We start from the raw sequence: 25,953 nt of genomic DNA, 5'->3' as shown, positions 1-25,953 counted from the left end.
GGGGGGGGGGGGGGGGGGGGGGGGGGGGGGGGGGGGGGGGGGGGGGGGGGGGGGGGGGGGGGGCGGGGGGGGGGGGGGGGGGGGGGGGGGGGGGGGGGGGGGGGGGGGGGGGGGGGGGGGGGGGGGGGGGGGGGGGGGGGGGGGGGGGGGGGGGGGGGGGGGGGGGGGGGGGGGGGGGGGGGGGGATAAACGGCGCGGGCCGGGGGGCGTGGCCGGGGGCAGGGGGAGGACTCAGTACAGCGCCGGACGGCGATCCAGGTGCACGTGGTTATGGGCGCTGATGTGCTTGTGCCGGGCGTCCGCCAGGGGCAGCTCCGCCAGCAGCAGTTGCTGCTGGGGATGACGGGCGCTGCCAGCCAGCGGATAACCGTCGGCGTCGACGATCAGCGAGCCGCCGACCCAGGCCACGCCACGCTCGTCGCCGCAGCGGTCGCAGGCGGCGATGAACATGCGGTTGACCGCGGCGTTGGCCTGGACCCGGACCATTTCCGCCGGGCGCTCGCCCAGGGGGCGCGGCCCGTCCGGCCAGTTGACCGGGGCACAGAGCAGGGCGGCGCCGGCCAGCGCGGGCAGGCGCACCCATTCCGGGAACTCCAGGTCGTAGCAGATCAGCATCGCGATCGCGCCAAAACGGGTCTCGACCACCGGTGGCGGCTGGTCGCCGACCGTGAATACCAGCTTCTCCCGGTCCCACAGATGGGCCTTGCGATACACCGTCACCCGCCCTTCGGGCTCGACCAGCGCGGCGCTGTTGGCCACTTGCCCGGCATTCAGGCGCTCGCAGAAGCCGCCGACGATCACCACCTGCAGTTCCGCAGCCAGGGCCTTCCACAGAGTCAATGTCGGCCCGTCGAGGGGCTCGGACAGCGCCAGCGCCTCTTGCCGGTCGGCGAACACATAGCCGCTTTGCACCAGTTCCGGCAGCACCACCACCTGGGCGCCCTCGGCGGCGGCCTCGCGAATGGCCCGCTGGCCCAGGTCACGGTTGTAGTCGAGCTCGCCCACCCGCGGGGCGAGCTGTTGGCAGGCGACTTTCAGGGTATGCGGTCCAGTCATTGGCCGACTCCTTCCAGTTGGCGTTCGCTGGCCTGGATCGCCAGGCGCTCGGCATCCAGGTCCAGGCCACGGGTCAGCGCCCAGTAAGCCACGCCGGCCACGGCCAGGCCGATGACAAAGGCAATGTCCGCGCCCTCCAGCGCCCGGGAAACCGGGCCCTGGTAGAAGCTCAGGGACATGAACGGAATCATTGCGATCAGGCCGAGGAAATAGGCGACCAGCCCAGGCATGGCCCAGCGGCCATAAATGCCGGCCGGGTTGAAGATGTCGCTGATGGCGTAGTGACCTTTGCGCACCACGTAGAAGTCCGCCAGGTTGACCGCGGTCCAGGGCATCAGGAAATACAGCATCAGCAGCACGAAGGTGTTGAAGCTCGCCAGGTAGCTGTCGGGGATGTTCATGGCGATCAGGAAAATCACCACCGCCACCAGGGCAATGCCCACCACCCGGCTCTTGAGGTTCGGCTGGATCTGCAGGAAACCGTCGATGGCACTGATGCCGGTGAGCATCGCGCCGTAGCAGTTGACCGCCATGATGCCGACCAGGGCGGGCACGGCGATCAGCACGGTGAAGGTGCCGAAGCCCGGGATCATCTGGTTGCCGACTTCGCGGACGCTGCCGATGGCGTCCGGGGACGGCAGGGCGGACGCCAGGAAGGCGCCCAGGGACATCAGCCACAGCGCCGAACCCGCGGCGCCCAGATAGGTCCAGAAAATCACCTGGCGCGACGAGGTCTTGTGCGGCAGGTAGCGCGAGTAATCCGAGACATACACCGAGTAGCTGATCTGGTAGCCGGCGGCCGCCGACAGCTGGATCAGGAAGGCCGACCAGGAAAAATGCGCGTCGGCCACGGCGGCATCGGCCTGCAGGGTCATCAGCGCGCTGACGGTCAGTACGCTGAACACGCTGATCATGATGTAGGTCAGCCAGCGCTGCACGGCGTGCAGCAGGTCATGGCCGACCACGGCGATGATCACCGCGAGGATGATCATCAGGCTGTACCAGGGCGCCCGCGCGCCGGGTACCACAGTGTTGATCGCATCGGTGGCGAGGATCACGTTGAACACGTTGAAGCCGATGTAGACGAAGACCACGGCGGTGAACGGCACGATGGCGCCGCGCAGGCCGAATTGCGCCCGCGACTGGATCATCTGCGGCAGGCCCATGCGGGGTCCCTGGTTGGCGTGGAAGGCCATGCAGAAGGTGCCCAGGCAGACGCCGAGGACGATGGCCAGGATCGAGTAGTGCAGGCTCAGGCCGAGGGCGGCGCCGGTGAAGCCGGTGACCATGGTGGTCAGGACGAAGTTGCCGGTGAACCAGAACGGTCCCTGGTGCCAGACCTTGCCGTGGCGCTCGTGGCGCGGCACGTAGTCGATGGAGCGGGTTTCGATCTTGAGGCTGGGTGACGGGGCTTTTTCCGTTGCCGCGGGCAGGCTGGTCATGGGGTATTGCCTTGTTTTTATAAATTGACCCCGGAGTCTCGGATATACGCCTGTGATGTTGAATCAGTGGAGGGAAATAATCAGTTCAGGAATCTGTGAACTGATGTCACGCAGCGCCGGCCCTCCGCTCCTGGTCGCGACAGGAAACGGTGGGCCGGCGAGGGCGTTTCAGCCGGCCATGACCTGGCGAATGTCCGCGGCCAGTTCGCGGACCCGCGCTTCTTCGGTGTCCCACGAGCACATGAAGCGCGCGCCGCCTTTACCGATGAAGGTGTAGAAGCGCCAGCCCCGGGCGGTCAGCGCGGCGATGGCCGGTTCCGAGAGTTGCAGGAACACGCCGTTGGCCTGCACTGGGAACATCAGTTCCACCCCAGGAATGTCCGCCACCAGCTCGGCGAGCAACTGTGCGCAATGGTTGGCGTGGCGGGCGTATTTGAGCCAGGCGTCGTTTTCCAGCAGACCGACCCAGGGCGCCGACAGGAAACGCATCTTCGAGGCCAACTGGCCGGCCTGTTTGCAGCGGTAGTCGAAGTCTTCGGCCAGCTTGTGGTTGAAGAACAGGATCGCCTCGCCCACCGCCATGCCGTTTTTCGTGCCGCCGAAGCACAGCACGTCGACCCCGGCTTTCCAGGTCAGGTCGGCGGGCGAGCAGCCGAGGAAGGCGCAGGCGTTGGAGAACCGCGCGCCGTCCATGTGCAGGTTCAGCCCCAGCTCCTTGCAGGTGGCGCTGATGGCGCGGATTTCTTCCGGGGTATAGACGCTGCCGACTTCGGTGGCCTGGGTCAGGGTCACCACCCGTGGCTTGGGATAGTGGATGTCCTGGCGCTTGAGGGCGATGTCGCGGATCGAGTCCGGGGTCAGCTTGCCGTTCTCGGTGCCGGCGATCAGCAGCTTGGAACCGTTGGAGAAGAATTCCGGGGCGCCGCATTCGTCGGTTTCGACGTGGGCGGTTTCCGAGCAGATGACGCTGTGGTAACTCTGGCACAGCGACGACAGGGCCAGGGAGTTGGCGGCGGTGCCGTTGAAAGCGAAGAACACCTCGCAGTCGGTCTCGAACAGTTTGCGGAAATAATCGGCGGCGCGTGCGGTCCACTGGTCGTCGCCGTAGGCGCGTTCGTGGCCGCGATTGGCCTGTTCCATGGCCGCCCAGGCCTCGGGGCAAATGCCGGAATAGTTGTCGCTGGCGAATTGTTGGCTCTTGTCGGTCATGGCCGTCTTCCGTGCTAAGGGTCCGAAAGGGGAGTCCTTCGATAAAGGGCTCCGGATAAGGCGCTCCTGGGTAAGGAGCCCTTGGGTAAAGCGTTTGCAACGAGGTCTGGGCCAGCAGGACAGCGCAGGCCTCGCAGAGATCGGTGGAGCGCCACTTTACCCAAGATTGACGGGGGAGCACACGCTCTGTTTATGGGTGAAAAATGCACAGGCCATGAGGATATATGCCAGACCCGATGCTGACCCCGCTGGCCGCCCGGCGCGATGGCGCCCTGGACCTGCTCAAGTGGCTGGCGCTGCTTTGCATGGTGCTCGATCACCTGCGCTACGTCGGCTGGAACCTCGATCTGCTGTATGTGCCCGGGCGCCTGGCGTTTCCCTGGTTCTGCCTGGCGCTGGCGGCCAATGTGGCGCGGGCCGGCGCGGTGGAGCGCGAGGGTGCGGGGCAATGGCGTTACCTGGGCTGGCTGCTGCTGTTCAGCCTGCTCAGCGAAGTGCCGTACCGGCTGTACATTCCCGACCCCGACACCCTGAATGTGCTGCCGACCCTGGCCCTGGGCCTGCTGGTGGCCCGTGCCTGGCAGCGCCGCGGTGGCCTGGCGTTGTGGCTGGGGATCGTCGCGGCCTTGCTGGGCGGGCTGTTCGACCGCTACCTGATGTTCGGCCTGTTTGGCGTATTGCTGCCGCTGGCGCTGTTAATAGTACTGCAGCGCCGCTGGTACTGGGCGCTGCTGCCGGGGTTGCTGTGCCTGGCGGCCAATCAGTGGGAAAGCCTGCTGCCGGCGGCGCGCCAGGGCAACCAGGTGGCGGCCTGGGCCTTGGTCACCTGCGTATTGGCGCCGTGGCTGGGGCTGGCGATCCTGCGGCGGTTGCGCGGTTTTTCGCCGCCACCGATGCGGCGCTGGGCCTATCTCCTGTATCCCGGGCATTTTCTCCTGCTGCTGGCGCTGCGCAATCTCCTGGCCTGATGGCGAGCATTGTCGCTGCGGCCCTGTAGCCGCTGCCGAGCCCGCGAGGCTGCGATCGGCCGCGAAGCGGTCGTAAAACCAGGCAACCTGTTCTTCCAGGCATATCGCGTGCTCAGGTTTTGCGAGGACTGCGTCCTCGAGTGCAGCCTCGCAGGCTCGGCAGCGGCTACAGGGGCGACGTGCGAGTAGGAAACCTGCAGCGCCACTGGTCGGCACCAGCGGCTTGCGGTCCGGGGCAAGCCGTGGATATAGAGCCTTCGGCTTGTGGCGCCGGGAAGCATTTGTCTCTCTGCGCCAGGCCATGTCGTAAACGCACCTTTGCGTGGCGTCCATAGGCATTTGACCGGTCAGCGCCGGTCATACCATCGCATCCAAAGGGCACTACCGCAGGGTACGTGCCTCACCGAGACGAAAGGCGCACCGCCGCCGCTGGGAGAGACGCGATGTTCAGCAAGCAAGACCAAATCCAGGGTTATGACGATGCACTGCTGGCGGCCATGAATGCCGAGGAGCAACGTCAGGAAGATCACATCGAGCTGATCGCGTCGGAGAACTACACCAGCAAGCGCGTGATGCAAGCGCAAGGCAGTGGCCTGACCAACAAGTACGCCGAAGGTTATCCGGGCAAGCGTTACTACGGTGGCTGCGAGCACGTGGACAAGGTCGAGGCCCTGGCCATCGAACGCGCCAAGCAACTGTTCGGCGCCGACTACGCCAACGTCCAGCCGCACTCCGGTTCCTCGGCCAACAGCGCCGTGTACCTGGCCCTGCTGCAAGCCGGCGACACCATCCTGGGCATGAGCCTGGCCCATGGCGGCCACCTGACCCACGGCGCCAAGGTGTCGTCCTCGGGCAAGCTGTACAACGCCGTGCAGTACGGCATCGACACCAATACCGGGCTGATCGACTACGACGAAGTCGAGCGCCTGGCCGTCGAGCACAAGCCGAAGATGATCGTCGCTGGCTTCTCGGCCTATTCCAAGACCCTCGACTTCCCACGCTTCCGCCAGATCGCGGATAAGGTCGGCGCGCTGCTGTTCGTCGACATGGCTCACGTCGCCGGTCTGGTCGCCGCTGGCCTGTACCCGAACCCGCTGCCTTACGCCGACGTGGTCACCACCACCACCCACAAGACTCTGCGCGGTCCGCGTGGTGGCCTGATCCTGGCCAAGGCCAACGAAGAAATCGAGAAGAAGCTCAACGCCGCGGTATTCCCTGGCGCCCAGGGCGGCCCGCTGATGCACGTGATCGCCGGCAAGGCGGTGTGCTTCAAGGAAGCGCTGGAGCCTGGCTTCAAGGCCTACCAGCAGCAAGTGATCGAGAACGCCCAGGCCATGGCCGGCGTATTTATCAAACGCGGCTACGATGTAGTGTCCGGCGGCACCGACAACCACCTGTTCCTGGTCAGCCTGATCCGTCAGGGCCTCACCGGCAAGGACGCGGACGCCGCCCTGGGGCGCGCTCACATCACCGTGAACAAGAACGCTGTCCCGAACGATCCACAGTCGCCGTTCGTGACCTCCGGCCTGCGTATCGGCACCCCGGCGGTGACCACCCGCGGCTTCAAGGTTACCCAGTGCGTGGAGCTGGCCGGCTGGATCTGCGACATCCTCGACCACCTCGGCGACGCCGATGTCGAGGCCAATGTCGCTCGTCAGGTATCGGCCCTGTGCGCGGACTTCCCGGTTTATCGCTGAGTGCGGTTTTGGAGTAAATGACTATGCAACGCTACTCGGGCTTCGGCCTCTTCAAGCACTCCCTCAGCCACCATGAAAACTGGCAGCGCATGTGGCGCACGCCGACCCCGAAAAAGGTCTACGACGTGGTCATCGTCGGCGGTGGCGGGCATGGCCTGGCGACCGCCTACTACCTGGCCAAGGAGCACGGCATCACCAACGTCGCCGTGGTCGAGAAAGGCTGGCTGGGCGGCGGTAATACCGCGCGCAACACCACCATCGTGCGTTCCAACTACCTGTGGGACGAGTCGGCGCACCTGTACGAACACGCGATGAAACTGTGGGAAGGCCTGTCCCAGGACCTCAACTACAACGTGATGTTCTCCCAGCGCGGCGTCTACAACCTGTGCCACACCCTGCAGGACATCCGCGATTCCGAGCGTCGGGTCAGCGCCAACCGCCTCAACGGCGTGGACGGCGAGCTGCTCAACGCCAAGCAGGTGGCGGACGAGATTCCGTACCTGGACTGCTCCAAGAACACCCGCTACCCGGTGATGGGCGCCACCGTCCAGCGCCGTGGCGGCGTGGCCCGCCACGACGCCGTGGCCTGGGGCTTCGCCCGTGCCGCCGACGCCCTGGGCGTGGACCTGATCCAGCAGACCGAAGTGATCGGCTTCCGCAAGGAAAACGGTGTGTGCATCGGCGTGGAAACCAACAAGGGCTTCATCGGCGCCAAGCGCGTCGGCGTGGTCACCGCCGGTAACTCCGGGCACATGGCCAAGCTCGCCGGTTTCCGCCTGCCGATCGAATCGCACCCGCTGCAAGCACTGGTGTCCGAGCCGATCAAACCGATCATCGACAGCGTGATCATGTCCAACGCGGTGCACGGCTACATCAGCCAGTCCGACAAGGGCGACCTGGTGATCGGCGCCGGTATCGACGGCTGGGTCGGCTACGGCCAGCGCGGTTCGTACCCGGTGATCGAACACACCATCCAGGCCATCGTCGAGATGTTCCCGATCCTTTCGCGGGTGCGCATGAACCGCCAATGGGGCGGCATCGTCGACACCACCCCGGACGCCTGCCCGATCATCTCCAAGACTCCGGTGCCGAACATGTTCTTCAACTGCGGTTGGGGTACCGGCGGCTTCAAGGCAACCCCGGGTTCGGGCAACGTATTCGCCGCGAGTCTGGCCAAGGGTGAAATGCACCCGCTGGCCGCACCTTTCTCCATCGACCGTTTCCACAACGGTGCGCTGATCGACGAACACGGCGCTGCAGCTGTCGCCCACTAACAAAGGCCTCATGAAAACTACTGCGCTCGGCAATACGGCGTTAAAAACAGGCTCGAAATGCTCACTTAGTAAACTAAGCTCCGCTTTCTCCCCTGTTTTTGCCTTGTCTTGCCTTCGCTCGCTACGTTTTCAAGAGGCTTGATAGGAGAAATCCCTATGTTGCACATCTTCTGTCCTCACTGCGGCGAACTGCGCTCCGAAGAGGAATTCCATTCGTCCGGCCAGGCGCATATCCCGCGTCCGCTGGATCCGAACAACTGCACCGACGAGGAGTGGGGCAACTACATGTTCTTCCGCGATAACCCTCGCGGTCTGCACCACGAGCTGTGGATCCACGCCGCCGGCTGCCGTCAGTACTTCAACGCCACCCGCGACACCGTGACCTACGAGATTCTCGAAACCTACAAGATCGGTACCAAGCCGCAATTCACCGACAAGACCGATAGCCCGAAAGCGGCCACGCAGGCTCTGGGAGAGAAGGTATGAGCCAGTCCAATCGCCTGTCCAACGGCGGACGCATCGACCGCAACAAAGTCCTCAGCTTCACCTTCAACGGCCAGACCTACAAAGGCTTCGAAGGCGACACCCTGGCCGCCGCGCTGCTGGCCAACGGCGTGGACATCATCGGTCGCAGCTTCAAGTATTCCCGGCCGCGCGGCATCTTCGCCGCCGGTGCCGAAGAGCCGAACGCGGTGCTGCAGATCGGCGCCACCGAAGCCACCCAGATTCCTAACGTGCGCGCCACCCAACAGGCGCTGTACCAGGGCCTGGTCGCCACCAGCACGAACGGCTGGCCGAGCGTCAACAACGACATGATGGGCATCCTCGGCAAGGTCGGCGGCAAGCTGATGCCGCCGGGCTTCTACTACAAAACCTTCATGTACCCGCAATCGTTCTGGATGACCTACGAGAAGTACATCCGCAAGGCCGCGGGCCTGGGTCGCTCGCCGACCGAGAACGATCCGGACACCTACGACTACATGAACCAGCACTGCGACGTGCTGATCGTCGGTGCCGGCCCGGCCGGCCTGGCCGCGGCCCTGGCTGCCGCGCGCAGCGGTGCGCGGGTGATCCTCGCCGACGAACAGGAAGAATTCGGCGGCAGCCTGCTGGACAGCCGCGAAAGCCTGGACGGCAAGCCGGCGGCCGAGTGGGTCGCCACCGTGGTCGCCGAGCTGAAGTCGCTGCCGGACGTGACCCTGCTGCCACGGGCCACCGTGAACGGCTACCACGACCATAACTTCCTGACTATTCACGAGCGCCTGACCGACCACCTCGGCGATCGCGCGCCGATCGGCCAGGTGCGCCAGCGCATCCACCGGGTACGTGCCAAGCGCGTGGTGCTGGCCACCGGTGCCTGCGAGCGTCCGCTGGTCTACGGCAACAACGACGTGCCGGGCAACATGCTGGCCGGCGCGGTTTCGGTCTACGTGCGCCGCTACGGCGTGGCGCCGGGCAAGAAGCTGGTGCTGAGCACCAACAACGACCATGCCTACCGTGTGGCCCTGGACTGGCTCGACGCCAGCCTGCAAGTGGTGGCCATCGCCGATGCCCGTCACAACCCACGCGGCGCGCTGGTGGAAGAGGCCCGCGCCAAGGGCATTCGCATCCTCACTTCCAGTGCGGTGATCGAAGCCCGTGGCAGCAAGCATGTGACTGGCGCCCGCGTCGCAGCGATCGACGTCAAGGCGCACAAAGTCACCAGCCCGGGCGAGTGGCTGGACTGCGACCTGATTGCCAGCTCCGGCGGCTACAGCCCGGTGGTGCACCTGGCGTCGCACCTGGGCGGCAAGCCGATCTGGCGTGAAGACATCCTCGGTTTCGTACCGGGCGAAGCACCGCAGAAACGCGTGTGCGTCGGCGGCATCAACGGCGTCTACAGCCTCGGCGATTCCCTGGCCGACGGTTTCGAAGGCGGCGTGCGCGCGGCCAGCGAAGCGGGTTTCAAGGCCGTGGAAGCGGTCTTGCCCAAGGCCCTGAGCCGTCTGGAAGAACCGACCCTGGCGCTGTTCCAGGTGCCCCATGAAAAGGGCACCGCGCGGGCACCCAAGCAGTTCGTCGACCTGCAGAACGACGTCACCGCCGCCGCCATCGAACTGGCGACCCGCGAGGGCTTCGAGTCGGTCGAGCACGTCAAGCGCTACACCGCGCTGGGCTTCGGTACCGATCAGGGCAAGCTCGGCAACGTCAACGGCCTGGCCATCGCGGCCCGTTCGCTGAACGTGAGCATCCCGCAGATGGGCACCACCATGTTCCGTCCGAACTACACGCCGGTAACTTTCGGCGCCGTGGCCGGTCGTCACTGCGGGCACATCTTCGAGCCGGTACGCTTCACCGCGCTGCACGCGTGGCACGTGAAGAACGGCGCCGAGTTCGAGGACGTCGGCCAGTGGAAGCGCCCTTGGTACTTCCCGAAGAATGGCGAAGACCTGCACGCCGCGGTCAAGCGCGAGTGCAAGGCAGTGCGCGACAGCGTCGGCCTGCTCGACGCCTCGACGCTGGGCAAGATCGATATCCAGGGCCCGGACGCCCGTGAGTTCCTCAACCGCATCTACACCAACGCCTGGACCAAGCTCGACGTGGGCAAGGCGCGCTACGGCCTGATGTGCAAGGAAGACGGCATGGTCTTCGACGACGGCGTGACCGCCTGCGTCGGCGAGAACCACTTCATCATGACCACCACCACCGGTGGCGCCGCGCGCGTCCTGCAATGGCTGGAGATCTATCAGCAGACCGAATGGCCGGACCTCAAGGTGTACTTCACCTCGGTCACCGACCACTGGGCGACCATGACCCTGTCCGGGCCGAACAGCCGCAAGCTGCTCAGCGAAGTCACCGACATCGACCTGGACAAGGACGGCTTCCCGTTCATGACCTGGAAAGAAGGCCTGGTGGGCGGCGTGCCGGCGCGGGTGTTCCGTATCTCCTTCACTGGTGAGCTGTCGTACGAAATCAACGTCCAGGCCGACTACGCCATGGGCGTGCTGGAGCAGATCGTCGAGGCTGGCAAGAAGTACAACCTGACCCCGTACGGCACCGAAACCATGCACGTATTGCGGGCCGAGAAGGGCTTCATCATCGTCGGCCAGGACACTGACGGCTCGATGACCCCGGACGACCTGAACATGGGCTGGTGCGTCGGTCGTACCAAGCCGTTCTCGTGGATCGGCTGGCGTGGCATGAACCGCGAAGACTGCGTGCGCGACCAGCGCAAGCAACTGGTGGGCCTGAAGCCGATCGACCCGAACCAGTGGCTGCCGGAAGGCGCGCAACTGGTGTTCAACACCAAGCAGGCGATCCCGATGAGCATGGTCGGTCACGTGACCTCCAGCTATGCCCACAACTCCCTGGGTTATTCGTTTGCCATGGGCGTGGTCAAGGGTGGCCTGAAGCGGATGGGCGAGCGGGTGTTCGCGCCATTGGCCGACGGCACGGTGATCGAGGCGGAAATCGTTTCTTCGGTGTTCTTCGATCCGAAAGGCGATCGCCAGAACGTTTAACCCTACAACCTTGTAGGAGCGAGGCTTGCCCGCGATAGGCATCACGCGGTGCCTCAGACAGACCGCGATGTATTCATCGCGGGCAAGCTCCGCTCCTACGGGTGTGATGCAAGAATTTGAAGACAGGTGCTCTATGACCGCAGTCAACGTTTACCAACAGCGCCCGACCACTGGCGCCAAAGCCGAGTCGTCGCTGCACCATGCCGACCTCGCCAGCCTGGTGGGCAAGGGCCGCAAGAACGCAGGCGTGACCCTGCGCGAGAAGAAACTCCTCGGCCACCTGACCATCCGTGGCGATGCCCATGACCCGGCCTTCGCTTCCGGCGTGCACAAGGCCCTGGGCCTGGAACTGCCGGTGGCCCTGACCGTGGTCGCCAAGGGCGAAACCAGCCTGCAGTGGATGGGGCCGGACGAATGGTTGCTGGTGGTGCCGAGCGGTGAAGAATTCGCCGCCGAGAAAAAACTGCGCGAAGCGCTGGGCGACCTGCATATCCAGATCGTCAACGTCAGTGGCGGCCAACAGATTCTCGAGCTGTCCGGCCCGAACGTGCGCCAAGTGCTGATGAAGTCCACCAGCTACGACGTGCACCCCAACAACTTCCCGGTGGGCAAGGCCGTCGGCACCGTGTTCGCCAAGTCGCAACTGGTGATCCGCCGCATGGGCGAAGACACCTGGGAACTGGTGATCCGCCGCAGCTTCTCCGATTACTGGTGGTTGTGGCTGCAGGATGCCGCCGCCGAATACGGCCTCAGCGTTCAGGCCTGACGCGAATCCCTGTAGCCGCTGCCGCAGGCTGCGATCGACCCCGCAGGGGGCGTCGCTCTTGAGGGCGCTGGAAGGTCCTTCGGACCTTATCGCAGCCTTCGGCAGCGGCTACAGGGATGTGCCGCTTCACCGAGAGATCAATGAACAGGAGTCACCCCGCATGAGCCGCGCACCCGATACCTGGATTCTGACTGCCGACTGCCCCAGCGTGCTCGGCACGGTGGATGCGGTGACCCGCTTTCTGTTCGAGCAGGGCTGCTATGTCACCGAGCACCATTCGTTCGATGACCGGCTTTCGGCGCGTTTTTTCATTCGTGTGGAATTCCGCCAGCCCGAGGATTTCAACGAGCAGGGCCTGCGCGACGGTCTGGCCGAGCGCGCCCGGGCTTTCGACATGAACGTCGAACTGACCCCGCCGCAGCATCGGCCGAAAGTGGTGATCATGGTCTCCAAGGCCGATCACTGCCTCAACGACCTGCTCTACCGCCAGCGCATCGGCCAGCTGGCAATGGATGTGGTGGCGGTGGTGTCCAACCATCCGGACCTCAAGCCCCTGGCTGACTGGCACCAGATCCCGTACTACCACTTCCCCCTGGACCCCAACGACAAACCGTCCCAGGAGCGTCAGGTGTGGCAGGTGATCGAGGAATCCGGCGCCGAACTGGTGATCCTTGCGCGCTACATGCAAGTGCTGTCGCCGGAGCTGTGCCGCAAGCTCGATGGCAAGGCGATCAACATCCACCACTCCCTGCTGCCCGGTTTCAAGGGCGCCAAGCCTTATCACCAGGCCTACAACAAGGGCGTGAAACTGGTGGGCGCCACCGCGCACTACATCAACAACGACCTGGACGAAGGCCCGATCATCGCCCAGGGCGTGGAGGTGGTGGACCACAGTCACTACCCCGAGGACCTGATCGCCAAGGGGCGCGATATCGAGGGCCTGACCCTGGCGCGGGCCGTGGGTTATCACATCGAACGGCGGGTGTTCCTCAACGCCAACAGGACGGTGGTGCTTTAACACAGGCCGCTGCGCGGCCTCGCGGGCAAGCCTCGCTCCTACAGATGCACGCAATCCTTTGTAGGAGCGAGCTTGCTCGCGAAGCGATTTTGAAGACGAAACAGCATCTGTACCCGAGCACTCTACGCGCTGCCTTTTTCCGGCAACGCGGTTTCATAAAAACAACAGCGAGGTGAAAGCATGTCTGGTAATCGTGGTGTCGTGTATCTCGGCAATGGCAAGGTCGAAGTACAGAAAATCGACTATCCAAAAATGCAGGACCCGCGCGGCAGGAAGATTGAGCACGGCGTCATCCTGCGCGTGGTATCCACCAATATCTGCGGTTCGGACCAGCACATGGTGCGTGGCCGTACCACCGCCCAGGTCGGCCTGGTCCTGGGTCACGAAATCACCGGCGAGGTAGTGGAGAAGGGCAGCGATGTTGAGAACCTGAAGCTCGGCGACCTGGTCTCGGTGCCGTTCAACGTGGCTTGCGGGCGCTGCCGTTCCTGCAAGGAGCAACACACCGGGGTCTGCCTGACCGTCAACCCGGCTCGCGCCGGCGGTGCCTACGGCTACGTCGACATGGGCGACTGGACCGGCGGCCAGGCCGAATACGTGCTGGTGCCGTACGCCGACTTCAACCTGCTGAAACTGCCGGACCGCGACAAGGCCATGGAGAAGATCCGCGACCTGACCTGCCTGTCCGACATCCTGCCGACCGGCTATCACGGCGCGGTAACGGCCGGCGTCGGCCCGGGCAGCACCGTCTACATCGCCGGCGCCGGTCCGGTAGGCCTGGCCGCGGCTGCGTCCGCCCGACTGCTGGGCGCGGCGGTGGTGATCGTTGGCGACGTCAACCCGGTGCGCCTGGCCCACGCCAAGGCCCAGGGTTTTGAAATCGCCGACCTGTCCAAGGACACCCCGCTGCACGAACAGATCGCCGCGCTGCTCGGCGAGCCGGAAGTGGATTGTGCGGTCGACGCGGTGGGCTTCGAGGCCCGCGGCCATGGCCATTCCGGTGCCCAGCACGAAGCGCCGGCCACGGTGCTCAACTCGTTGATGGGCGTGGTGCGGGTCGCCGGCAAGATCGGTATCCCAGGCCTCTACGTCACCGAAGACCCGGGCGCGGTGGATGCCGCGGCCAAGATGGGCAGCCTGAGCATCCGCTTCGGCCTCGGCTGGGCCAAGTCCCACAGCTTCCACACCGGCCAGACCCCGGTGATGAAGTACAACCGCCAACTGATGCAAGCCATCATGTGGGACCGCATCAACATCGCCGAAGTGGTCGGCGTGCAGGTCATCAGCCTGGACGACGCCCCGCGTGGCTACGGTGAATTCGACGCCGGCGTGCCGAAGAAATTCGTCATCGACCCGCACAAGCTGTTCAGCGCGGCATAAGCCTTCAGCCATAAAAAAGGGCGACCCTTGGGTCGCCCTTTTTTATGGCTGACTCGGGCAAAGCCCGACCATGCACCCTGTAGCCGCTGCCGCAGGCTGCGATAAGGCCGGTAGGCCTTGGTTCCCGATTTTTAGCCAAACCCCCAGCACCCTTCAGATCGCTACGACCGTTCCGGTCGATCGCAGCCTGCGGCAGCGGCTACAGATATCGGCGTTGGAATAACGGTTGCCCGTCTGCGAGGTTCCGGGTATATCCGGGCCGGTTAAATATGGATATGCCGGTGCGGAACATTGATCCGGTTTTCCCGGTCAAATCCGCAGTTTTCCCGCCGTTGTCACGATGTATTTCTGGTTCAAGAGGTTGTCTCGATGAAAATTTCCCGCAGTGTTGCACTGGCTACGTTGCTGACCCTGGGTGCCAGCCCGGGTTTTGCCGCAGGCTTCAGCCTGAGCGATGCCGCCAATGCGGTGTCCAGCATGCAGGGTGGCGACAAGGCCGCCGCTGCCGCTCCAACCTCGCAGACCGCCAATCTGCTCAGTGCGCTCTCGCAACTGGATGTCACGCCGGAGCAGGCCATCGGCGGCACCGGTGCGATGCTGGGCCTGGCGAAGAACCAGCTGAGCAGCACCGACTACTCGCAACTGAGCAAAAGCGTTCCGGGGCTGGACAAGCTCTCGGGCGGCAACGCGCTGGGCAGCCTGGGCGCCTTGAGTGGCCTGCTGGGGCAGAGCGGTGGCAGCAAGACCGCCGGCCTGGAGAGTGCGCTGGGTAACGTGCAGAACACCAATGACCTGAACAGCGCGTTCAGCGCCCTGGGCATGGACAGCGGCATGATCGGCCAGTTCGCCCCGGTGCTCCTGCAGTTCCTGGGTCAGCAGGGCGTGGGCGGTTCGCTGCTCAACAGCCTGGGCGGGATCTGGGGCGTCGGCAGCGGCAGCTGATCAACCGCGCTCGGCGCGCAAGGCGTCGATGCGCTGGTCCTTTTCGGTCCAGAGCTGGTTGACCCAGTTCTGGACGGTCTGGCGAAACGCCGGATCGTTTTCGTAATCTCCCTGCCACAACGCCGGATCCAGCTCACGGGTCTGGATATCGACGATCACCCGCGGCACGTTGCCGCTGATCAGGTCCCAGAACCCGGGAATTTTCTGCTGCGGATAGACCACCGTTACATCGAGGATGGCGTCGAGCTGTTCGCCCATGGCCGCCAGGACGAATGCCACGCCGCCGGCCTTCGGCTTGAGCAGTTGCTTGAAGGGGGATTGCTGCTGCTCGCGCTTGGCCGGTGTGAAACGGGTGCCTTCCAGGTAGTTGACCACGGTGACCGGCTGGCGCTTGAACAGCTCGCAGGCGGCCTTGGTGATTTCCAGGTCCTTGCCTTGCAGCTCCGGGTTCTTGGCCAGGAAGGCCTTGCTGTAGCGCTTCATGAAGGGGTAATCCAGGGCCCACCAGGCGAGGCCGAGGAAGGGCACCCAGATCAGTTCTTTCTTCAGGAAGAACTTGAAGAAGGGGGTACGACGGTTGAGGGTCTGGATCAGCGCCGGGATGTCGACCCAGGACTGGTGGTTGCTGATCACCAGGTAAGAAGTGTCGCCCCGCAGGTCGTCGCCGCCACGGATATCCCACTGGGTGGGAATGCACAGGGCGAAGATCAGCTTATCGATTTCGGCCCAGGTTTCGGCAATCCACATCACCGCCTTCGACGCGTAGTCGCGCAGGCGCCCTGGCAGGACCAGCTTGAGCAGGGCGAACACCATCAGTGGCCCGAACAGGACCAGGGTGTTGAGCAACAGCAGCAGGGTGACGAAACAGCCGGTGAGCAGGCGGCGCATAAGGAACTCTTGCAAGCGTTTGGGCGCGCCATGATAAGCACCTTCGCCAGGCAGGCCAAATCCTGATGTGCTGACGAATGTTTCACTTCTGTAAGGGTATGGTGCACTCAACCGAAATGACCGCCCCCGTACTGTAGGAGCGAGGCTTGCCCGCGATGGCGTCGGTTCAGACAGCGCGCGGCGTCTGCATCGCAGGCAAGTCGGATCGCCGCCACTCGCTCCTACAGAAGCATTGTCCACACGCTGGCGAACCAATTGCCCGGCCACGGTCTAAAATCCTGCTGCCCACTTCCCAAGGAACCTGCTCACGTGAAATCCGTCCTTGCACTCCTGTCCCTGCTGGCGCTGCCGGTCATGGCCGCCGAGCCGACCCTCTACGGGCGCTACGAATACATTCAACTGCCGGAAATCGGCGAAACCCTCAAGGCCAAGATGGACACCGGCGCCCTGACCGCCTCGCTGTCGGCCAAGGATATCGAGACCTTTACCCGCGATGGCGAGGAATGGGTGCGCTTCCGCCTGGCGACCAAGGATGCCGACGGCAAGGTCTACGAACACAAGGTGGCGCGGATCAGCAAGATCAAGAACCGCGCCGATGAAGACGAAGACAAGGAAGAGGCCCAGGTGGCCAAGCGTCCGGTGGTCGACCTGGAAATGTGCCTGGGCAACGTCAAGCGCACCGTCGAGGTCAACCTGACCGACCGCAGCAGCTTCAACTACCCGCTGCTGATCGGCGCCAAGGCCCTGCGCGAGTTCGGTGCGGCGGTGAACCCGGCCCGGCGTTACACCGCCGACAAACCCGACTGCTGATCAGACCTGATTGACGGCGCATGAGGCATCCGGCACCGTTCTGGCACTTACTTCCCGTGCTTGGATGCCATGCCTCATATCCTGATTGTCGAAGACGAAGCGGCGATTGCCGATACGCTGATTTTTGCCCTGCAGGGTGAAGGGTTCAGCACCACCTGGCTGAATCTCGGGCAGGCGGCGCTGGACTATCAGCGCCATACGCCGGCGGACCTGCTGATTCTCGACATCGGCCTGCCGGACATCAGCGGCTTCGAAACCTGCAAGCAGCTGCGGCGCTTCAGCGAGGTGCCGGTGATGTTCCTCAGTGCCCGGGACGGTGAAATCGACCGGGTGGTGGGCCTGGAAATCGGCGCCGACGATTATGTGGTCAAGCCCTTCAGCCCGCGCGAGGTCGCCGCAAGGGTCAAGGCCATCCTCAAGCGCATGGCGCCGCGGATGGTGGTCGAGGCGCCGGCTACGCCGTTCCAGGTCGATACCGACAAGTTCCAGATCAGCTACCGCGGCCAGTTGCTGAGCCTGACCCGCCACGAATTCCGCCTGCTGCATTGCCTGCTGGAGCAACCCGAGCGGGTGTTCAGCCGCGAGCAGTTGCTCGACGCTCTGGGGGTGGCGGCGGACGCCGGCTACGAGCGCAGCATCGATAGCCATATCAAGAGCCTGCGGGCCAAGCTGCGCCTGGTGGCGGCCGATGCCGAGCCGATCCAGACCCATCGCGGCCTGGGCTACAGCTACAGCCCGGGGCACAGCTGATGCCGTTGGGAATCCGGATTTTCCTGGTCTACGTGTTGTTCGTCGGCCTGACCGGCTATTTCGTGCTCAGCACGGTGATGGAGGAAATCCGCCCGGGCGTACGCCAGTCCACCGAGGAAACCCTGGTGGACACCGCCAACCTGCTGGCGGAAATCCTGCGTGACGATTTCAAGGCCGGCACCCTCAGCGAGAACCGCTGGCCGGAACTGCTCAAGGCCTATGGCGAGCGGCAGCCGGCGGCGACTATCTGGGGCCTGCCGAAAAACCAGGTCAACCACCGCATCTACGTTACCGACGCCGAGGGCAAGGTGGTGCTGGACTCCAGCGGCCTGGCGGTCGGCCAGGATTATTCGCGCTGGAACGACGTGTACCTGACCCTGCGCGGCCAATACGGCGCGCGTTCCTCGCGCAGCGTGGCCGATGACCCGAGCTCCTCGGTGATGCATGTCGGCGCGCCGATTCGCGACAACGGCCGGATCATCGGCGTGGTCACCGTGGCCAAGCCCAACAGTTCCCTGCAGCCCTACGTCGACCGCACCGAGCGTCGCCTGTTGTGGTACGGCGCCGGTCTGATTGGCCTCGGCCTGTTGTTCGGCGCCTTGCTGTCCTGGTGGCTGAGCGTCGCCCTGCGCCGCCTGACCGGTTACGCCCAGGCGGTCAGCGAGGGTCGCCGCGCCGAGCTGCCGCACTACCGCGGCGGCGAGCTGGAACAACTGGCCACGGCGGTGGAGCGCATGCGCACCCAGCTGGAGGGCAAGGCTTATGTCGAGCGTTATGTGCACACCCTGACCCACGAACTGAAAAGCCCGCTGGCGGCGATTCGTGGGGCGGCGGAGCTGTTGCAGAGCGAAATGCCCGGCGAGCAGCGCGCCCGTTTCGTCAGCAACATCGACAGCGAAAGCGCGCGCATGCAGCACCTGATCGAGCGCTTGCTGAACCTGGCGCAGGTCGAACAGCGCCACGGCCTGGAAGAGCGCGAGGCGGTGCCGCTGGCGGACCTGGCGAACCAGGTGCTGGACAGCCAGAAGGCGCGGATCGAGGGCAAGGGCTTGCAGGTCGAACAGCGCATCGAGCCGGGGCTGAAGCTGTCGGGCGAAGCGTTCCTGTTGCGCCAGGCCCTGGGCAACCTGCTGGAAAACGCCCTGGATTTCACCCCCGCCGGTGGCGTGCTGCGCTTGAGCGCCAGCAGAGCGGGCGACCAGGTGCGGTTCAGCCTGTTCAACCAGGCCGAGCCCATCCCGGATTATGCCCTGGCGCGCCTGACCGAACGTTTCTATTCCCTGCCACGGCCTGACAGCGGGCGTAAAAGCACCGGCCTGGGGCTGAACTTCGTCGAAGAAGTGGTGCAACTGCATGGCGGCCAGATGCAGATCGGCAATGTGGAAGGCGGCGTTGAAGTCAGCCTAGTGTTTCCCGCCTGATTCACCGGGTGCGCCGGTTGCGGGTGCTACGCCCCCGATCGCAGCCTTCGGCAGCGGCTACAGGGTACACGCAGTCCATGTAGCCGCTGCCGAGCCCGCGAGGCTGCGATCGGTTTGGGCGGCATTCCGACGTAGCGACCGCAGACCCTGAATCCGCGATTTACCTGGAAAAACGCACCGGCTGCCTCCCACAAAGCCAATCTCCACACACTCTCCACACTCCCCCCATAAAACCCCCACATGGGCTGCCCAGACTCTCCCTCATTCGAACAGGGAGAGACTCCATGAACCGCAATCTGACCATAAAGCTGGGGGCGATCGCCCTTTTGATCCTGGGGCTGCTGGTGCCGTTGTTGATGATCGACGGGCTGATCCAGGAGCGCCAGGAACTGCGCGACGGTGTGCTGACCGATATCGCCCGCAGCTCCAGCTACAGCCAGCAACTGAGCGGTCCGCTGCTGGTGGTGCCTTATCGCAAGGTGGTGCGCACCTGGAAAACCAACGAGAAGACCAACACGCGTTACCAGGAACAGGGTGAGAGGAGCGGGCAGCTGTATTTCCTGCCGGAGCACTTCGAACTCGATGGCCAGGTGCGGACCGAGTTGCGCGCCCGGGGGATCTACCAGGCCCGGCTGTTCCATGCCAACAACCGCATCAGCGGCCAGTTTGCGCTGCCCGAGCAATTGGGGATCAAGGAAGACTTCGCCGACTACAAGTTCGAGCAGCCGTTTCTCGCCGTGGGCATCAGCGACATTCGCGGCATCGAGCAGGCGCTGGCCCTCGAGCTGAACGGGCAGAACCTGCCTTTCGCGCCCGGCACCCGGGTTGACTGGCTGGGGGAGGGGGTACACGTCAACCTGCCGCTGCTGGACGGCAAGCGCAGCACCGACCTGGACTTCGCCTTCGACCTGCAATTGCAAGGCACCGGCCAGTTGCAGGTGCTGCCGGTGGGCAAGACCAGCAAGGTACGCCTGCGTGCCGACTGGCCTCATCCGAGCTTTATCGGCAACTACCTGCCGGCGCAGCGGGAGATTTCCGACCTGGGTTTCGCCGCCAACTGGCAGACCTCGTTCTTCTCCACCAACCTGGAAAGCGCCTTGACCAATTGCCTGGCCAGCGGACAGTGCAAGGAGTTCAAGAACCGCTCCTTCGGCGTGAGCTTCATCGATCCGGTGGACCAGTACCTCAAGAGCGACCGGGCGATCAAATATGCGCTGCTGTTCATTGCCCTGACCTTTGCCGGCTTCTTCCTCTTCGAGGTGCTCAAGAGCCTGGCGGTGCACCCGGTGCAGTACGCCCTGGTGGGCGTGGCCCTGGCGTTCTTCTATCTGTTGCTGCTGTCGCTGTCGGAACACATCGGCTTCGCCCTGGCCTACCTGCTGTCGGCTGGTGCCTGTGTGACGCTGATCGGTTTCTACGTCTGCCATGTGCTGCGCAGCCTGGGCCACGGCCTGAGTTTCGCCGCCAGCCTGGCTGCCTTGTATGGCCTGTTGTACGGCTTGCTCAGCGCCGAGGATTACGCGCTGCTGATGGGTTCGCTGCTGTTGTTCGGCCTGCTGGGTGTGTTCATGGTGCTGACCCGCAAGCTCGACTGGTACGGCGTAGGCCAGGCCAAACCGGCCCAGCCGCTGACGTTCGAAGCGCAGGTGGCCCATGAGTAGGTCGTTGGGCTTGCGCGAGGACCAGCAGCAAGCAGAGGCCTTGTTGGCATGGATAGTCGGGTTGTTGCCTGAAGCACCGTGGGGCGACCATCGCGAGCAAGCTCGCTCCTACATGGGACACCGCGAAACCTGTAGGAGCGAGCTTGCTCGCGATAGGGCCGGCCCGGCCACCAGCGTACTTCAGGTGATGACCGCACCCGGGGCCTTCAAGCCGGCGGCTGGGTCGCCAGCATCGAAGGGCGTTGGCTGACCTCGGCGTACCAGGCCGCCAGCCGGGGCTGGGCATCGCGCCACTGCAGGTCGGGGTGGCGGAAGTCGAGGTAACCCAGGGCACAGGCAACGCTGATGGCGGCGACGTCGAAGTGGCTGGCCAGTTCGGCGATCGCGTCGGCCTCGAGCACGGCCAGGGCGCGGCGGATCTTGTCGCGCTGGCCATCGAGCCACAGCTCCCAGTGCTTCTCGGGGGCGCGCAGGGCCAGTTCGTAACGGATCAGCACCGAGGCGTCCATGATCCCGTCGGCCAGGGCCGCCAGGGTCAGGCGCCGCCAGCGGGCCGAACCTTCGCGGGGGATTAGCGGGTTACCGACGTGTTGCTGGTCGAGGTAGTCGAGGATCACCCGGCTGTCGTACAGCACGTTGCCGTCGGCCAGGCGCAGGGCGGGAATCTTGCCCAGCGGGTTGTCCTGGTTGAGGGCGGTGTCCGGATTCACCGGGGTCAACTGGCTGGCGTGCAGGGCCACGCGGTCCAGCTGGCCGGTCTCGTGCAGCAGCACCATGACTTTGCGCACATAAGGTGATGCCGGGTTGTGGAACAGCGTCATGCTGGGGGTGGACATGAATATTCCTCACGGGTGGAAGTGGAGCGCAGGCTCGCAACCCAGGGGATCTTAACGCAGCCTCTGGCCCCGGCCACAGGGGCGGCATGCAGCACAGACAAGGAGTGATGAATGCGCAGGTCCTATCTTCGACACGGCTTGTACAGCCTGGCCCTGACCCTGTTGGGTGCGCTGGCGGTGTACCTGGCCTTGCAGTACGAGTTTCGCCGCCACGGCGAGGGTGAGCCGGAGCTGATCATGGCGTTTACCTACATGGCCTGGTACTGGGCGCTGCCGGCGCTGGCCCTGCCAGCCTTGGGCTGTGCGCTGCTGAGCCTGCGCGGCCCCGAACCGCTGACCCGGCCCTGGCGCTGGAGCCTGGCGGCGAGCTATGTACCGCTGTTGGGGCTGGCGCTGTTCTGCGTGCTGGTCGCCGCCGAGGCGCAGCAGGAAAACCGCGTGTTCATCCCGGTGCTGGCGATCGGCCTGGGGCTGTCGCTGTACCTGTGGCGCGGCTTCCCCGCCGCCGGGGTCAGGCCGGAGGCGGGCGGTTGAACAAACCCCGCAGGGCGATCAGCGCCGGAGCGCCCAGGCCGAGCCAGCTCAGGGCGTCCCAGATGCCGTCGCCGAGCAGCGCGGAGAACAGCCCCGCGGCACAGAGCACGGCGATGAACAGCGGCGCGCCGAAGACCTTCCAGAAGTTCGATTGCCGCGGCCTCATGGCGTCACTCCAGAGTGTTCACCCAGCGTCGGCCTGGCCGCGCGGCGGCGGACTATCCACAGGTACAGGCCGCTGCCCAGGACAATGATGGTCAGCCCATCCAGGGTCGCCCAGAGGATCTTCATCGGCATGCCGCCGTAGTCGCCGAAGTGCAGCGGTTGCGACATGCCCATGGCGTCCATGTACCAGGGACGTTCGGCCACCGCCGTGACCTCCAGGGTGCTGGCGTCGATCAGCACCGGGGTCAGCAGGTGCGAGGTCAGGTGGGTGCTGCCTTTCATGAATACCGCGTAGTGGTGCTCGCTGGAAAAGCGCGTGCCGGGGAAGGCGATGAAGTCCGGCTGCATGCCCGGCGCCACCTCCTTGGCGATCTCCAGCAGGCGGCTGGCCGGGGCCAGTTGGGTCAGTGGCGGCGCATCGCGGTACGGCTCGATCATCGCGCTGAGGCTGTCGTTGCGCCAGGCGGCGATCAGCAGGTCGGCGCAGGCGCTGATCACCCCGGTGACGCCGACCACCAGGGCCCAGGTCAGGGTCACCACGCCGATCAGGTTATGCAGGTCCAGCCAGCGCAGGCGGGTGGATTTGTCCTGGCGCACCGTGGCGAATGTCAGCCGGCGCATGAACGGCAGGTACAGCACCACGCCGGAAACGATCGCCAGCACGAACAGCAGCCCCATGAACGCCAGCAGCAGTTTGCCCGGCAGGCCGGCGAACAGGTCCACGTGCAGGCGCAGGATGAACATCATCAGCCCGCCGTTGGCCGAGGGCGTTTCCACGGCTTCACCGGTGCGGGCGTCGAGCATGAAGGTGTGGGACGAGTTGGGCTCGGTGCCGGCGGTCCTGGCCATGATGGTGAGCACGCCGTTGGGGTCTTCCTCGTCCCAGCCGAAGTACTGCATGACCTCGCCCGGGCGATGGGCCTCGGCGGCGCGCACCAGCTGCTGCAGGTCCAGCTGCGGGGTGTCGGCGGGCATTTCCCGCAACTGCGGCGCGTCGCCCAGCAGGTGATCGATCTCGTGGTGAAAGATCAGCGGCAGGCCGGTCAGGGCCAGCATCAGCAGGAACACCGTGCAGACCAGGCTGCTCCAGGTGTGGATAAAGGACCAGCGGCGGATGGTTTTGCTTTTCATTTCTTAGCCTTCAGACACAGCAAAGCCGTCCTTGGCAGGACGGCCCGGTGGTTAACTCAGCCGATTACCACTGGTAGGTGGCACTGGCGACCACGCTACGCTGATCGCCGAAATAGCAGTAGGAACCATCGCAGGTGGACAGGTAGTCCTTGTCGAACAGGTTGGTGGCGTTGAGTTTCAGCGACGCGCCTTTGAGGCTGCTGTCCAGGCGGCCCAGATCGTAATGCACGGCGGCATCGAACACCGTGTAGGCATTGGCCTTGCCCAGCCAGGTATTGGCCTGGTCGCCATAGGTATTGCCGGTGTAGCGGGCCCCGGCACCAATGCCGAAACCGTCGAGCACGCCGCTGTGCCAGGTGTAGTCGGTCCACAGCGAGGCTTGCTGGTTGGGCATCAGTTGCAGGCGGTTGCCTTTGTAGATGCCTTTTTGCACCTCGGACTTGGCCAGGGTGTAGGCGGCGATGACCTTGAGGTTGTCGGTCACGTCGGACACCGCTTCCAGCTCCAGGCCTTTGACCTTCACTTCGCCGGTCTGGTTGGTCACCGACTCGCCACCGGCACCGATGCTGGTTACCAGCACGTTTTTCTGCGTCAGGTCGTAGACCGCCGCGCTCAGCAGGGTGTTCGAACCAGGTGGCTGGTACTTGATGCCCAGCTCCCATTGCTTGCCCTCGGTGGGTTTATACGACTCGGTGGGGGAGACGCTGGCGTTGCTGGCTGGCTGGAACGATTCGGCGTAGGAGAGGTACGGCACCAGGCCCGAGTCGAACACATAGCTCAGCGCCGCGTTGCCACTGAAGTTCTTGCTGCGGTCGGTATTGGTCACGTCGTTCTTGTTGAAGTAAGTGGTGCCCTGGTGCACCCAGTCTTCGCGACCGCCCAGGGTCAGGCGCCATTGGTCCAGGGCCATCTGGTCCTGTACGTAGAGGCCGGTCTGCACGGTTTTCTGGTTGTAGTCGTAGTAAGCGCTGGAGCGCGCCGGACGCACGATCGGCTTGCCATAGACCGGGTTGAAGATGTTGGTGGTCCCGCCGTCGCCGTAAATCGACAGATAGGAGGTGTCGGTGCGTTGGTGATCCAGGCCGATCAGCACGGTGTGGGTGATGTCGCCGGTGGCGAAGTCAGCCTGGAAGTTATTGTCGACCGCGAACTGGCTGATGTCCTCGTCCACATTGGTCGAGGTACGGCTGATATTGCCTGCCGCATCGGCCGGGGAGTAGGCGTAGGAACCCACGGTCAGCTGCTGGAAGGACAGCTCCGATTTGGTATAGCGCAGGTTCTGGCGGAACTGCCAGACATCGTTGAAGCGGTGCTCGAAGGCGTAGCCCAGGGCGTAGTAGGTGCGGTCGTAGAACTCGTAGTCCGGGTCGCCGAGGTTCTTGTGATGGGAGACGTCGCCCAGTGGCGACTTGATCTTGGTGCCCTGGATCGGCATGAACTGGCTGGTCGCGCCAGTATCGTCACGGGTGAACTGCGAGAGCAGGGTCAGCCTGGTATCGGTGTCGATGTTCCAGGTCAGGCTGGGGGCGATGTTGTAGCGCTTGTTGTCGATGTGGTCGACCTGGGTACCGGCGTCTCGCACCACGCCGCTGAGGCCGTAGAGGAACTGGCCTTCATCGTCGATCTTGCCGGTGCTGGCGAAGTTGATCTGGCGGTAGTTGTCACTGCCGTACTGCAGCTGGATGGCATGGCTCGATTCAGCGCTGGGGCGCCGGCTGACCATGTCCAGCAGGCCGCCCGGCGGGGTCTGGCCGTAGACCGACGAGGCCGGGCCGCGCAGCAGGGCCAGGCGGTCGAGGTTCCAGGTTTCCGCTTTCGGGTTGGCATACACGCCGCGGGGCAGTGGCAGGCCGTCGAGGAACTGGGTGGGCTCGAAACCGCGCACGCGCATCCAGTCATAGCGGGTGTCGCTGCCGTAGCTGGCGGAAACGATACCGGGCATGTAGCGCACGGCATCATCCAGGTTCTGCACGTTGCGGTCTTCCATCTGCTGGCGGGTGGCGACGGAAATCGAACGCGGCGCTTCAACCAGCGAGGTGTCGGTCTTGGTGCCGGCGGCGGTGCGCGTGGCGAGGTAACCGTCCACCGGCCCCCAGGCACTCTCATAAGCCTGCTGGCCAGTGATGCTGGTTTCCGGCAGGGCCACCACACCGTCGGGAATCGCCACCAGGCTGTAGGTGCCGGCGCTGCTTTGTTCCAGTTGCAGGCCGGTGCCGCGCAGGGCCTCGCGCAAGGCGCCGGCGGCATCGAACTGGCCCTTGACCGGGGCCGAGGTCTTGCCGGCGGCCAGGCTCGGGTTGAGGCTCAGGGCCAGGCCGGCCTGGCTGGCGATCTGGTTCAGGGTACTGGCCAGGGGCGCGGCCGGCAGGTTGTAGGCGCGCACGCCGGACGCCTGTTCGGCGGCGATCAGCGGGGTGCTGGCCAGCGGGGCGCAGAGGGCAATGGCCACGGCCAACAGGCTGGGGCGCAACAGGGTGTCTAGCGAGCGGGACATACGGCGGCTCC

General features: G+C 64.8%; 22 protein-coding genes. 14 read left to right on the top strand and 8 right to left on the bottom strand.

The window, feature by feature from the left end; all coding sequences use genetic code 11:
• Positions 1 to 231: 231 nt before the first annotated feature.
• From J4D28_RS16565 to J4D28_RS16555, 3 genes are all read right to left on the bottom strand, one after another.
• Complete coding sequence (locus J4D28_RS16565; protein ID WP_009051228.1) at positions 232 to 1,056, bottom strand: nitrilase-related carbon-nitrogen hydrolase; 825 nt, start codon at positions 1,054 to 1,056, stop codon at positions 232 to 234.
• Positions 1,053 to 2,498, bottom strand: coding sequence for a cytosine permease (locus J4D28_RS16560; protein WP_103331286.1), 1,446 nt, complete (start codon positions 2,496 to 2,498; stop codon positions 1,053 to 1,055). Before J4D28_RS16560 ends, J4D28_RS16565 begins: the two co-directional genes overlap by 4 nt.
• A gap of 168 nt (positions 2,499 to 2,666) precedes the next feature.
• On the bottom strand, positions 2,667 to 3,707 hold the full coding sequence (locus J4D28_RS16555) for a low specificity L-threonine aldolase (RefSeq protein WP_009051226.1): 1,041 nt from the start codon (positions 3,705 to 3,707) through the stop codon (positions 2,667 to 2,669).
• 224 nt (positions 3,708 to 3,931) lie between these two features.
• On the opposite strand from J4D28_RS16555, the gene J4D28_RS16550 reads away from it, so the two are divergent.
• The 9 genes from J4D28_RS16550 (at position 3,932) to J4D28_RS16510 (ending at position 15,252) form a co-directional block, all read left to right on the top strand.
• Positions 3,932 to 4,675 (top strand): TraX family protein, encoded by a 744-nt coding sequence (locus tag J4D28_RS16550; protein WP_016704206.1) that lies wholly within the window; start codon positions 3,932 to 3,934, stop codon positions 4,673 to 4,675.
• 443 nt (positions 4,676 to 5,118) lie between these two features.
• Entirely contained in the window at positions 5,119 to 6,372 is a 1,254-nt protein-coding gene (gene glyA, locus J4D28_RS16545) for a serine hydroxymethyltransferase (protein WP_009051224.1), read from the top strand.
• 23 nt (positions 6,373 to 6,395) lie between these two features.
• Positions 6,396 to 7,646 carry a sarcosine oxidase subunit beta family protein gene (locus J4D28_RS16540; RefSeq protein WP_009051223.1) on the top strand — a complete coding sequence of 417 codons (1,251 nt, stop codon included), beginning with the start codon at positions 6,396 to 6,398 and terminating at the stop codon, positions 7,644 to 7,646.
• A 156-nt stretch (positions 7,647 to 7,802) separates the two neighbouring features.
• Positions 7,803 to 8,132 (top strand): sarcosine oxidase subunit delta, encoded by a 330-nt coding sequence (locus J4D28_RS16535; protein ID WP_009051222.1) that lies wholly within the window; start codon positions 7,803 to 7,805, stop codon positions 8,130 to 8,132.
• Positions 8,129 to 11,146: a sarcosine oxidase subunit alpha gene (locus J4D28_RS16530; RefSeq protein WP_038636201.1), complete on the top strand. Its 3,018-nt coding sequence runs from the start codon at positions 8,129 to 8,131 to the stop codon at positions 11,144 to 11,146. The genes J4D28_RS16535 and J4D28_RS16530 overlap by 4 nt, the downstream gene beginning before the upstream one ends.
• 133 nt (positions 11,147 to 11,279) lie before the next feature.
• Positions 11,280 to 11,912 (top strand): sarcosine oxidase subunit gamma, encoded by a 633-nt coding sequence (locus tag J4D28_RS16525; RefSeq protein ID WP_009051220.1) that lies wholly within the window; start codon positions 11,280 to 11,282, stop codon positions 11,910 to 11,912.
• A 160-nt stretch (positions 11,913 to 12,072) separates the two neighbouring features.
• Complete coding sequence (gene purU, locus J4D28_RS16520) at positions 12,073 to 12,930, top strand: formyltetrahydrofolate deformylase (protein WP_009051219.1); 858 nt, start codon at positions 12,073 to 12,075, stop codon at positions 12,928 to 12,930.
• A gap of 180 nt (positions 12,931 to 13,110) precedes the next feature.
• On the top strand, positions 13,111 to 14,310 hold the full coding sequence (fdhA, locus tag J4D28_RS16515; protein WP_009045939.1) for a formaldehyde dehydrogenase, glutathione-independent: 1,200 nt from the start codon (positions 13,111 to 13,113) through the stop codon (positions 14,308 to 14,310).
• Between the two features lie 369 nt (positions 14,311 to 14,679).
• Complete coding sequence (locus tag J4D28_RS16510) at positions 14,680 to 15,252, top strand: DUF2780 domain-containing protein (protein WP_103331285.1); 573 nt, start codon at positions 14,680 to 14,682, stop codon at positions 15,250 to 15,252.
• Here J4D28_RS16510 and J4D28_RS16505 read toward each other — a convergent pair whose 3' ends face one another.
• Positions 15,253 to 16,140 (bottom strand): acyltransferase, encoded by an 888-nt coding sequence (locus tag J4D28_RS16505; protein WP_016704096.1) that lies wholly within the window; start codon positions 16,138 to 16,140, stop codon positions 15,253 to 15,255.
• Positions 16,141 to 16,449: 309 nt separating this feature from the next.
• On the opposite strand from J4D28_RS16505, the gene J4D28_RS16500 reads away from it, so the two are divergent.
• The 4 genes from J4D28_RS16500 (at position 16,450) to creD (ending at position 20,782) form a co-directional block, all read left to right on the top strand.
• Complete coding sequence (locus J4D28_RS16500; RefSeq protein ID WP_007926027.1) at positions 16,450 to 16,950, top strand: ATP-dependent zinc protease; 501 nt, start codon at positions 16,450 to 16,452, stop codon at positions 16,948 to 16,950.
• Between the two features lie 69 nt (positions 16,951 to 17,019).
• Positions 17,020 to 17,700: a two-component system response regulator CreB gene (gene creB / locus J4D28_RS16495; protein ID WP_041984848.1), complete on the top strand. Its 681-nt coding sequence runs from the start codon at positions 17,020 to 17,022 to the stop codon at positions 17,698 to 17,700.
• Positions 17,700 to 19,121 (top strand): two-component system sensor histidine kinase CreC, encoded by a 1,422-nt coding sequence (creC, locus tag J4D28_RS16490; protein WP_103331284.1) that lies wholly within the window; start codon positions 17,700 to 17,702, stop codon positions 19,119 to 19,121. The genes creB and creC overlap by 1 nt, the downstream gene beginning before the upstream one ends.
• Before the next feature lie 284 nt (positions 19,122 to 19,405).
• Entirely contained in the window at positions 19,406 to 20,782 is a 1,377-nt protein-coding gene (creD, locus tag J4D28_RS16485) for a cell envelope integrity protein CreD (RefSeq protein WP_101283779.1), read from the top strand.
• Positions 20,783 to 20,988: 206 nt separating this feature from the next.
• On the opposite strand, the gene J4D28_RS16480 is transcribed toward creD, so the two are convergent.
• Complete coding sequence (locus tag J4D28_RS16480) at positions 20,989 to 21,618, bottom strand: glutathione S-transferase (protein WP_103331283.1); 630 nt, start codon at positions 21,616 to 21,618, stop codon at positions 20,989 to 20,991.
• Between the two features lie 111 nt (positions 21,619 to 21,729).
• On the opposite strand from J4D28_RS16480, the gene J4D28_RS16475 reads away from it, so the two are divergent.
• Positions 21,730 to 22,152 (top strand): hypothetical protein, encoded by a 423-nt coding sequence (locus J4D28_RS16475; protein ID WP_103331282.1) that lies wholly within the window; start codon positions 21,730 to 21,732, stop codon positions 22,150 to 22,152.
• Here J4D28_RS16475 and J4D28_RS16470 read toward each other — a convergent pair.
• The 3 genes from J4D28_RS16470 to J4D28_RS16460 all read right to left on the bottom strand — a co-directional run bounded on the left by J4D28_RS16470 (position 22,130) and on the right by J4D28_RS16460 (position 25,942).
• A complete protein-coding gene (locus J4D28_RS16470) occupies positions 22,130 to 22,318 on the bottom strand; it encodes a hypothetical protein (RefSeq protein WP_009045929.1) in 189 nt (62 codons plus the stop codon). The two genes, J4D28_RS16475 and J4D28_RS16470, sit on opposite strands and share 23 nt — an antisense overlap.
• Positions 22,315 to 23,448 carry a PepSY domain-containing protein gene (locus J4D28_RS16465; protein WP_103331281.1) on the bottom strand — a complete coding sequence of 378 codons (1,134 nt, stop codon included), beginning with the start codon at positions 23,446 to 23,448 and terminating at the stop codon, positions 22,315 to 22,317. Before J4D28_RS16465 ends, J4D28_RS16470 begins: the two co-directional genes overlap by 4 nt.
• A 64-nt stretch (positions 23,449 to 23,512) precedes the next feature.
• On the bottom strand, positions 23,513 to 25,942 hold the full coding sequence (locus J4D28_RS16460) for a TonB-dependent siderophore receptor (protein WP_053270092.1): 2,430 nt from the start codon (positions 25,940 to 25,942) through the stop codon (positions 23,513 to 23,515).
• Positions 25,943 to 25,953: the final 11 nt, after the last annotated feature.

This window comes from Pseudomonas sp. GW531-T4 (assembly GCF_017349615.1).
GTDB lineage: Bacteria > Pseudomonadota > Gammaproteobacteria > Pseudomonadales > Pseudomonadaceae > Aquipseudomonas > Aquipseudomonas chlororaphis_I.
This window is presented reverse-complemented; position numbering and strand designations above follow the sequence as displayed.

Bases quoted from the DNA above. Each gene is read 5' to 3' on its own strand.
- J4D28_RS16565 (WP_009051228.1), bottom strand. From the start codon at position 1,056: ATGACTGGACCGCATACCCTGAAAGTCGCCTGCCAACAGCTCGCCCCG.
- J4D28_RS16560 (WP_103331286.1), bottom strand. From the start codon at position 2,498: ATGACCAGCCTGCCCGCGGCAACGGAAAAAGCCCCGTCACCCAGCCTC.
- J4D28_RS16555 (WP_009051226.1), bottom strand. From the start codon at position 3,707: ATGACCGACAAGAGCCAACAATTCGCCAGCGACAACTATTCCGGCATT.
- J4D28_RS16550 (WP_016704206.1), top strand. From the start codon at position 3,932: ATGCCAGACCCGATGCTGACCCCGCTGGCCGCCCGGCGCGATGGCGCC.
- glyA (WP_009051224.1), top strand. From the start codon at position 5,119: ATGTTCAGCAAGCAAGACCAAATCCAGGGTTATGACGATGCACTGCTG.
- J4D28_RS16540 (WP_009051223.1), top strand. From the start codon at position 6,396: ATGCAACGCTACTCGGGCTTCGGCCTCTTCAAGCACTCCCTCAGCCAC.
- J4D28_RS16535 (WP_009051222.1), top strand. From the start codon at position 7,803: ATGTTGCACATCTTCTGTCCTCACTGCGGCGAACTGCGCTCCGAAGAG.
- J4D28_RS16530 (WP_038636201.1), top strand. From the start codon at position 8,129: ATGAGCCAGTCCAATCGCCTGTCCAACGGCGGACGCATCGACCGCAAC.
- J4D28_RS16525 (WP_009051220.1), top strand. From the start codon at position 11,280: ATGACCGCAGTCAACGTTTACCAACAGCGCCCGACCACTGGCGCCAAA.
- purU (WP_009051219.1), top strand. From the start codon at position 12,073: ATGAGCCGCGCACCCGATACCTGGATTCTGACTGCCGACTGCCCCAGC.
- fdhA (WP_009045939.1), top strand. From the start codon at position 13,111: ATGTCTGGTAATCGTGGTGTCGTGTATCTCGGCAATGGCAAGGTCGAA.
- J4D28_RS16510 (WP_103331285.1), top strand. From the start codon at position 14,680: ATGAAAATTTCCCGCAGTGTTGCACTGGCTACGTTGCTGACCCTGGGT.
- J4D28_RS16505 (WP_016704096.1), bottom strand. From the start codon at position 16,140: ATGCGCCGCCTGCTCACCGGCTGTTTCGTCACCCTGCTGCTGTTGCTC.
- creB (WP_041984848.1), top strand. From the start codon at position 17,020: ATGCCTCATATCCTGATTGTCGAAGACGAAGCGGCGATTGCCGATACG.
- creC (WP_103331284.1), top strand. From the start codon at position 17,700: ATGCCGTTGGGAATCCGGATTTTCCTGGTCTACGTGTTGTTCGTCGGC.
- creD (WP_101283779.1), top strand. From the start codon at position 19,406: ATGAACCGCAATCTGACCATAAAGCTGGGGGCGATCGCCCTTTTGATC.
- J4D28_RS16480 (WP_103331283.1), bottom strand. From the start codon at position 21,618: ATGTCCACCCCCAGCATGACGCTGTTCCACAACCCGGCATCACCTTAT.
- J4D28_RS16475 (WP_103331282.1), top strand. From the start codon at position 21,730: ATGCGCAGGTCCTATCTTCGACACGGCTTGTACAGCCTGGCCCTGACC.
- J4D28_RS16470 (WP_009045929.1), bottom strand. From the start codon at position 22,318: ATGAGGCCGCGGCAATCGAACTTCTGGAAGGTCTTCGGCGCGCCGCTG.
- J4D28_RS16465 (WP_103331281.1), bottom strand. From the start codon at position 23,448: ATGAAAAGCAAAACCATCCGCCGCTGGTCCTTTATCCACACCTGGAGC.
- J4D28_RS16460 (WP_053270092.1), bottom strand. From the start codon at position 25,942: ATGTCCCGCTCGCTAGACACCCTGTTGCGCCCCAGCCTGTTGGCCGTG.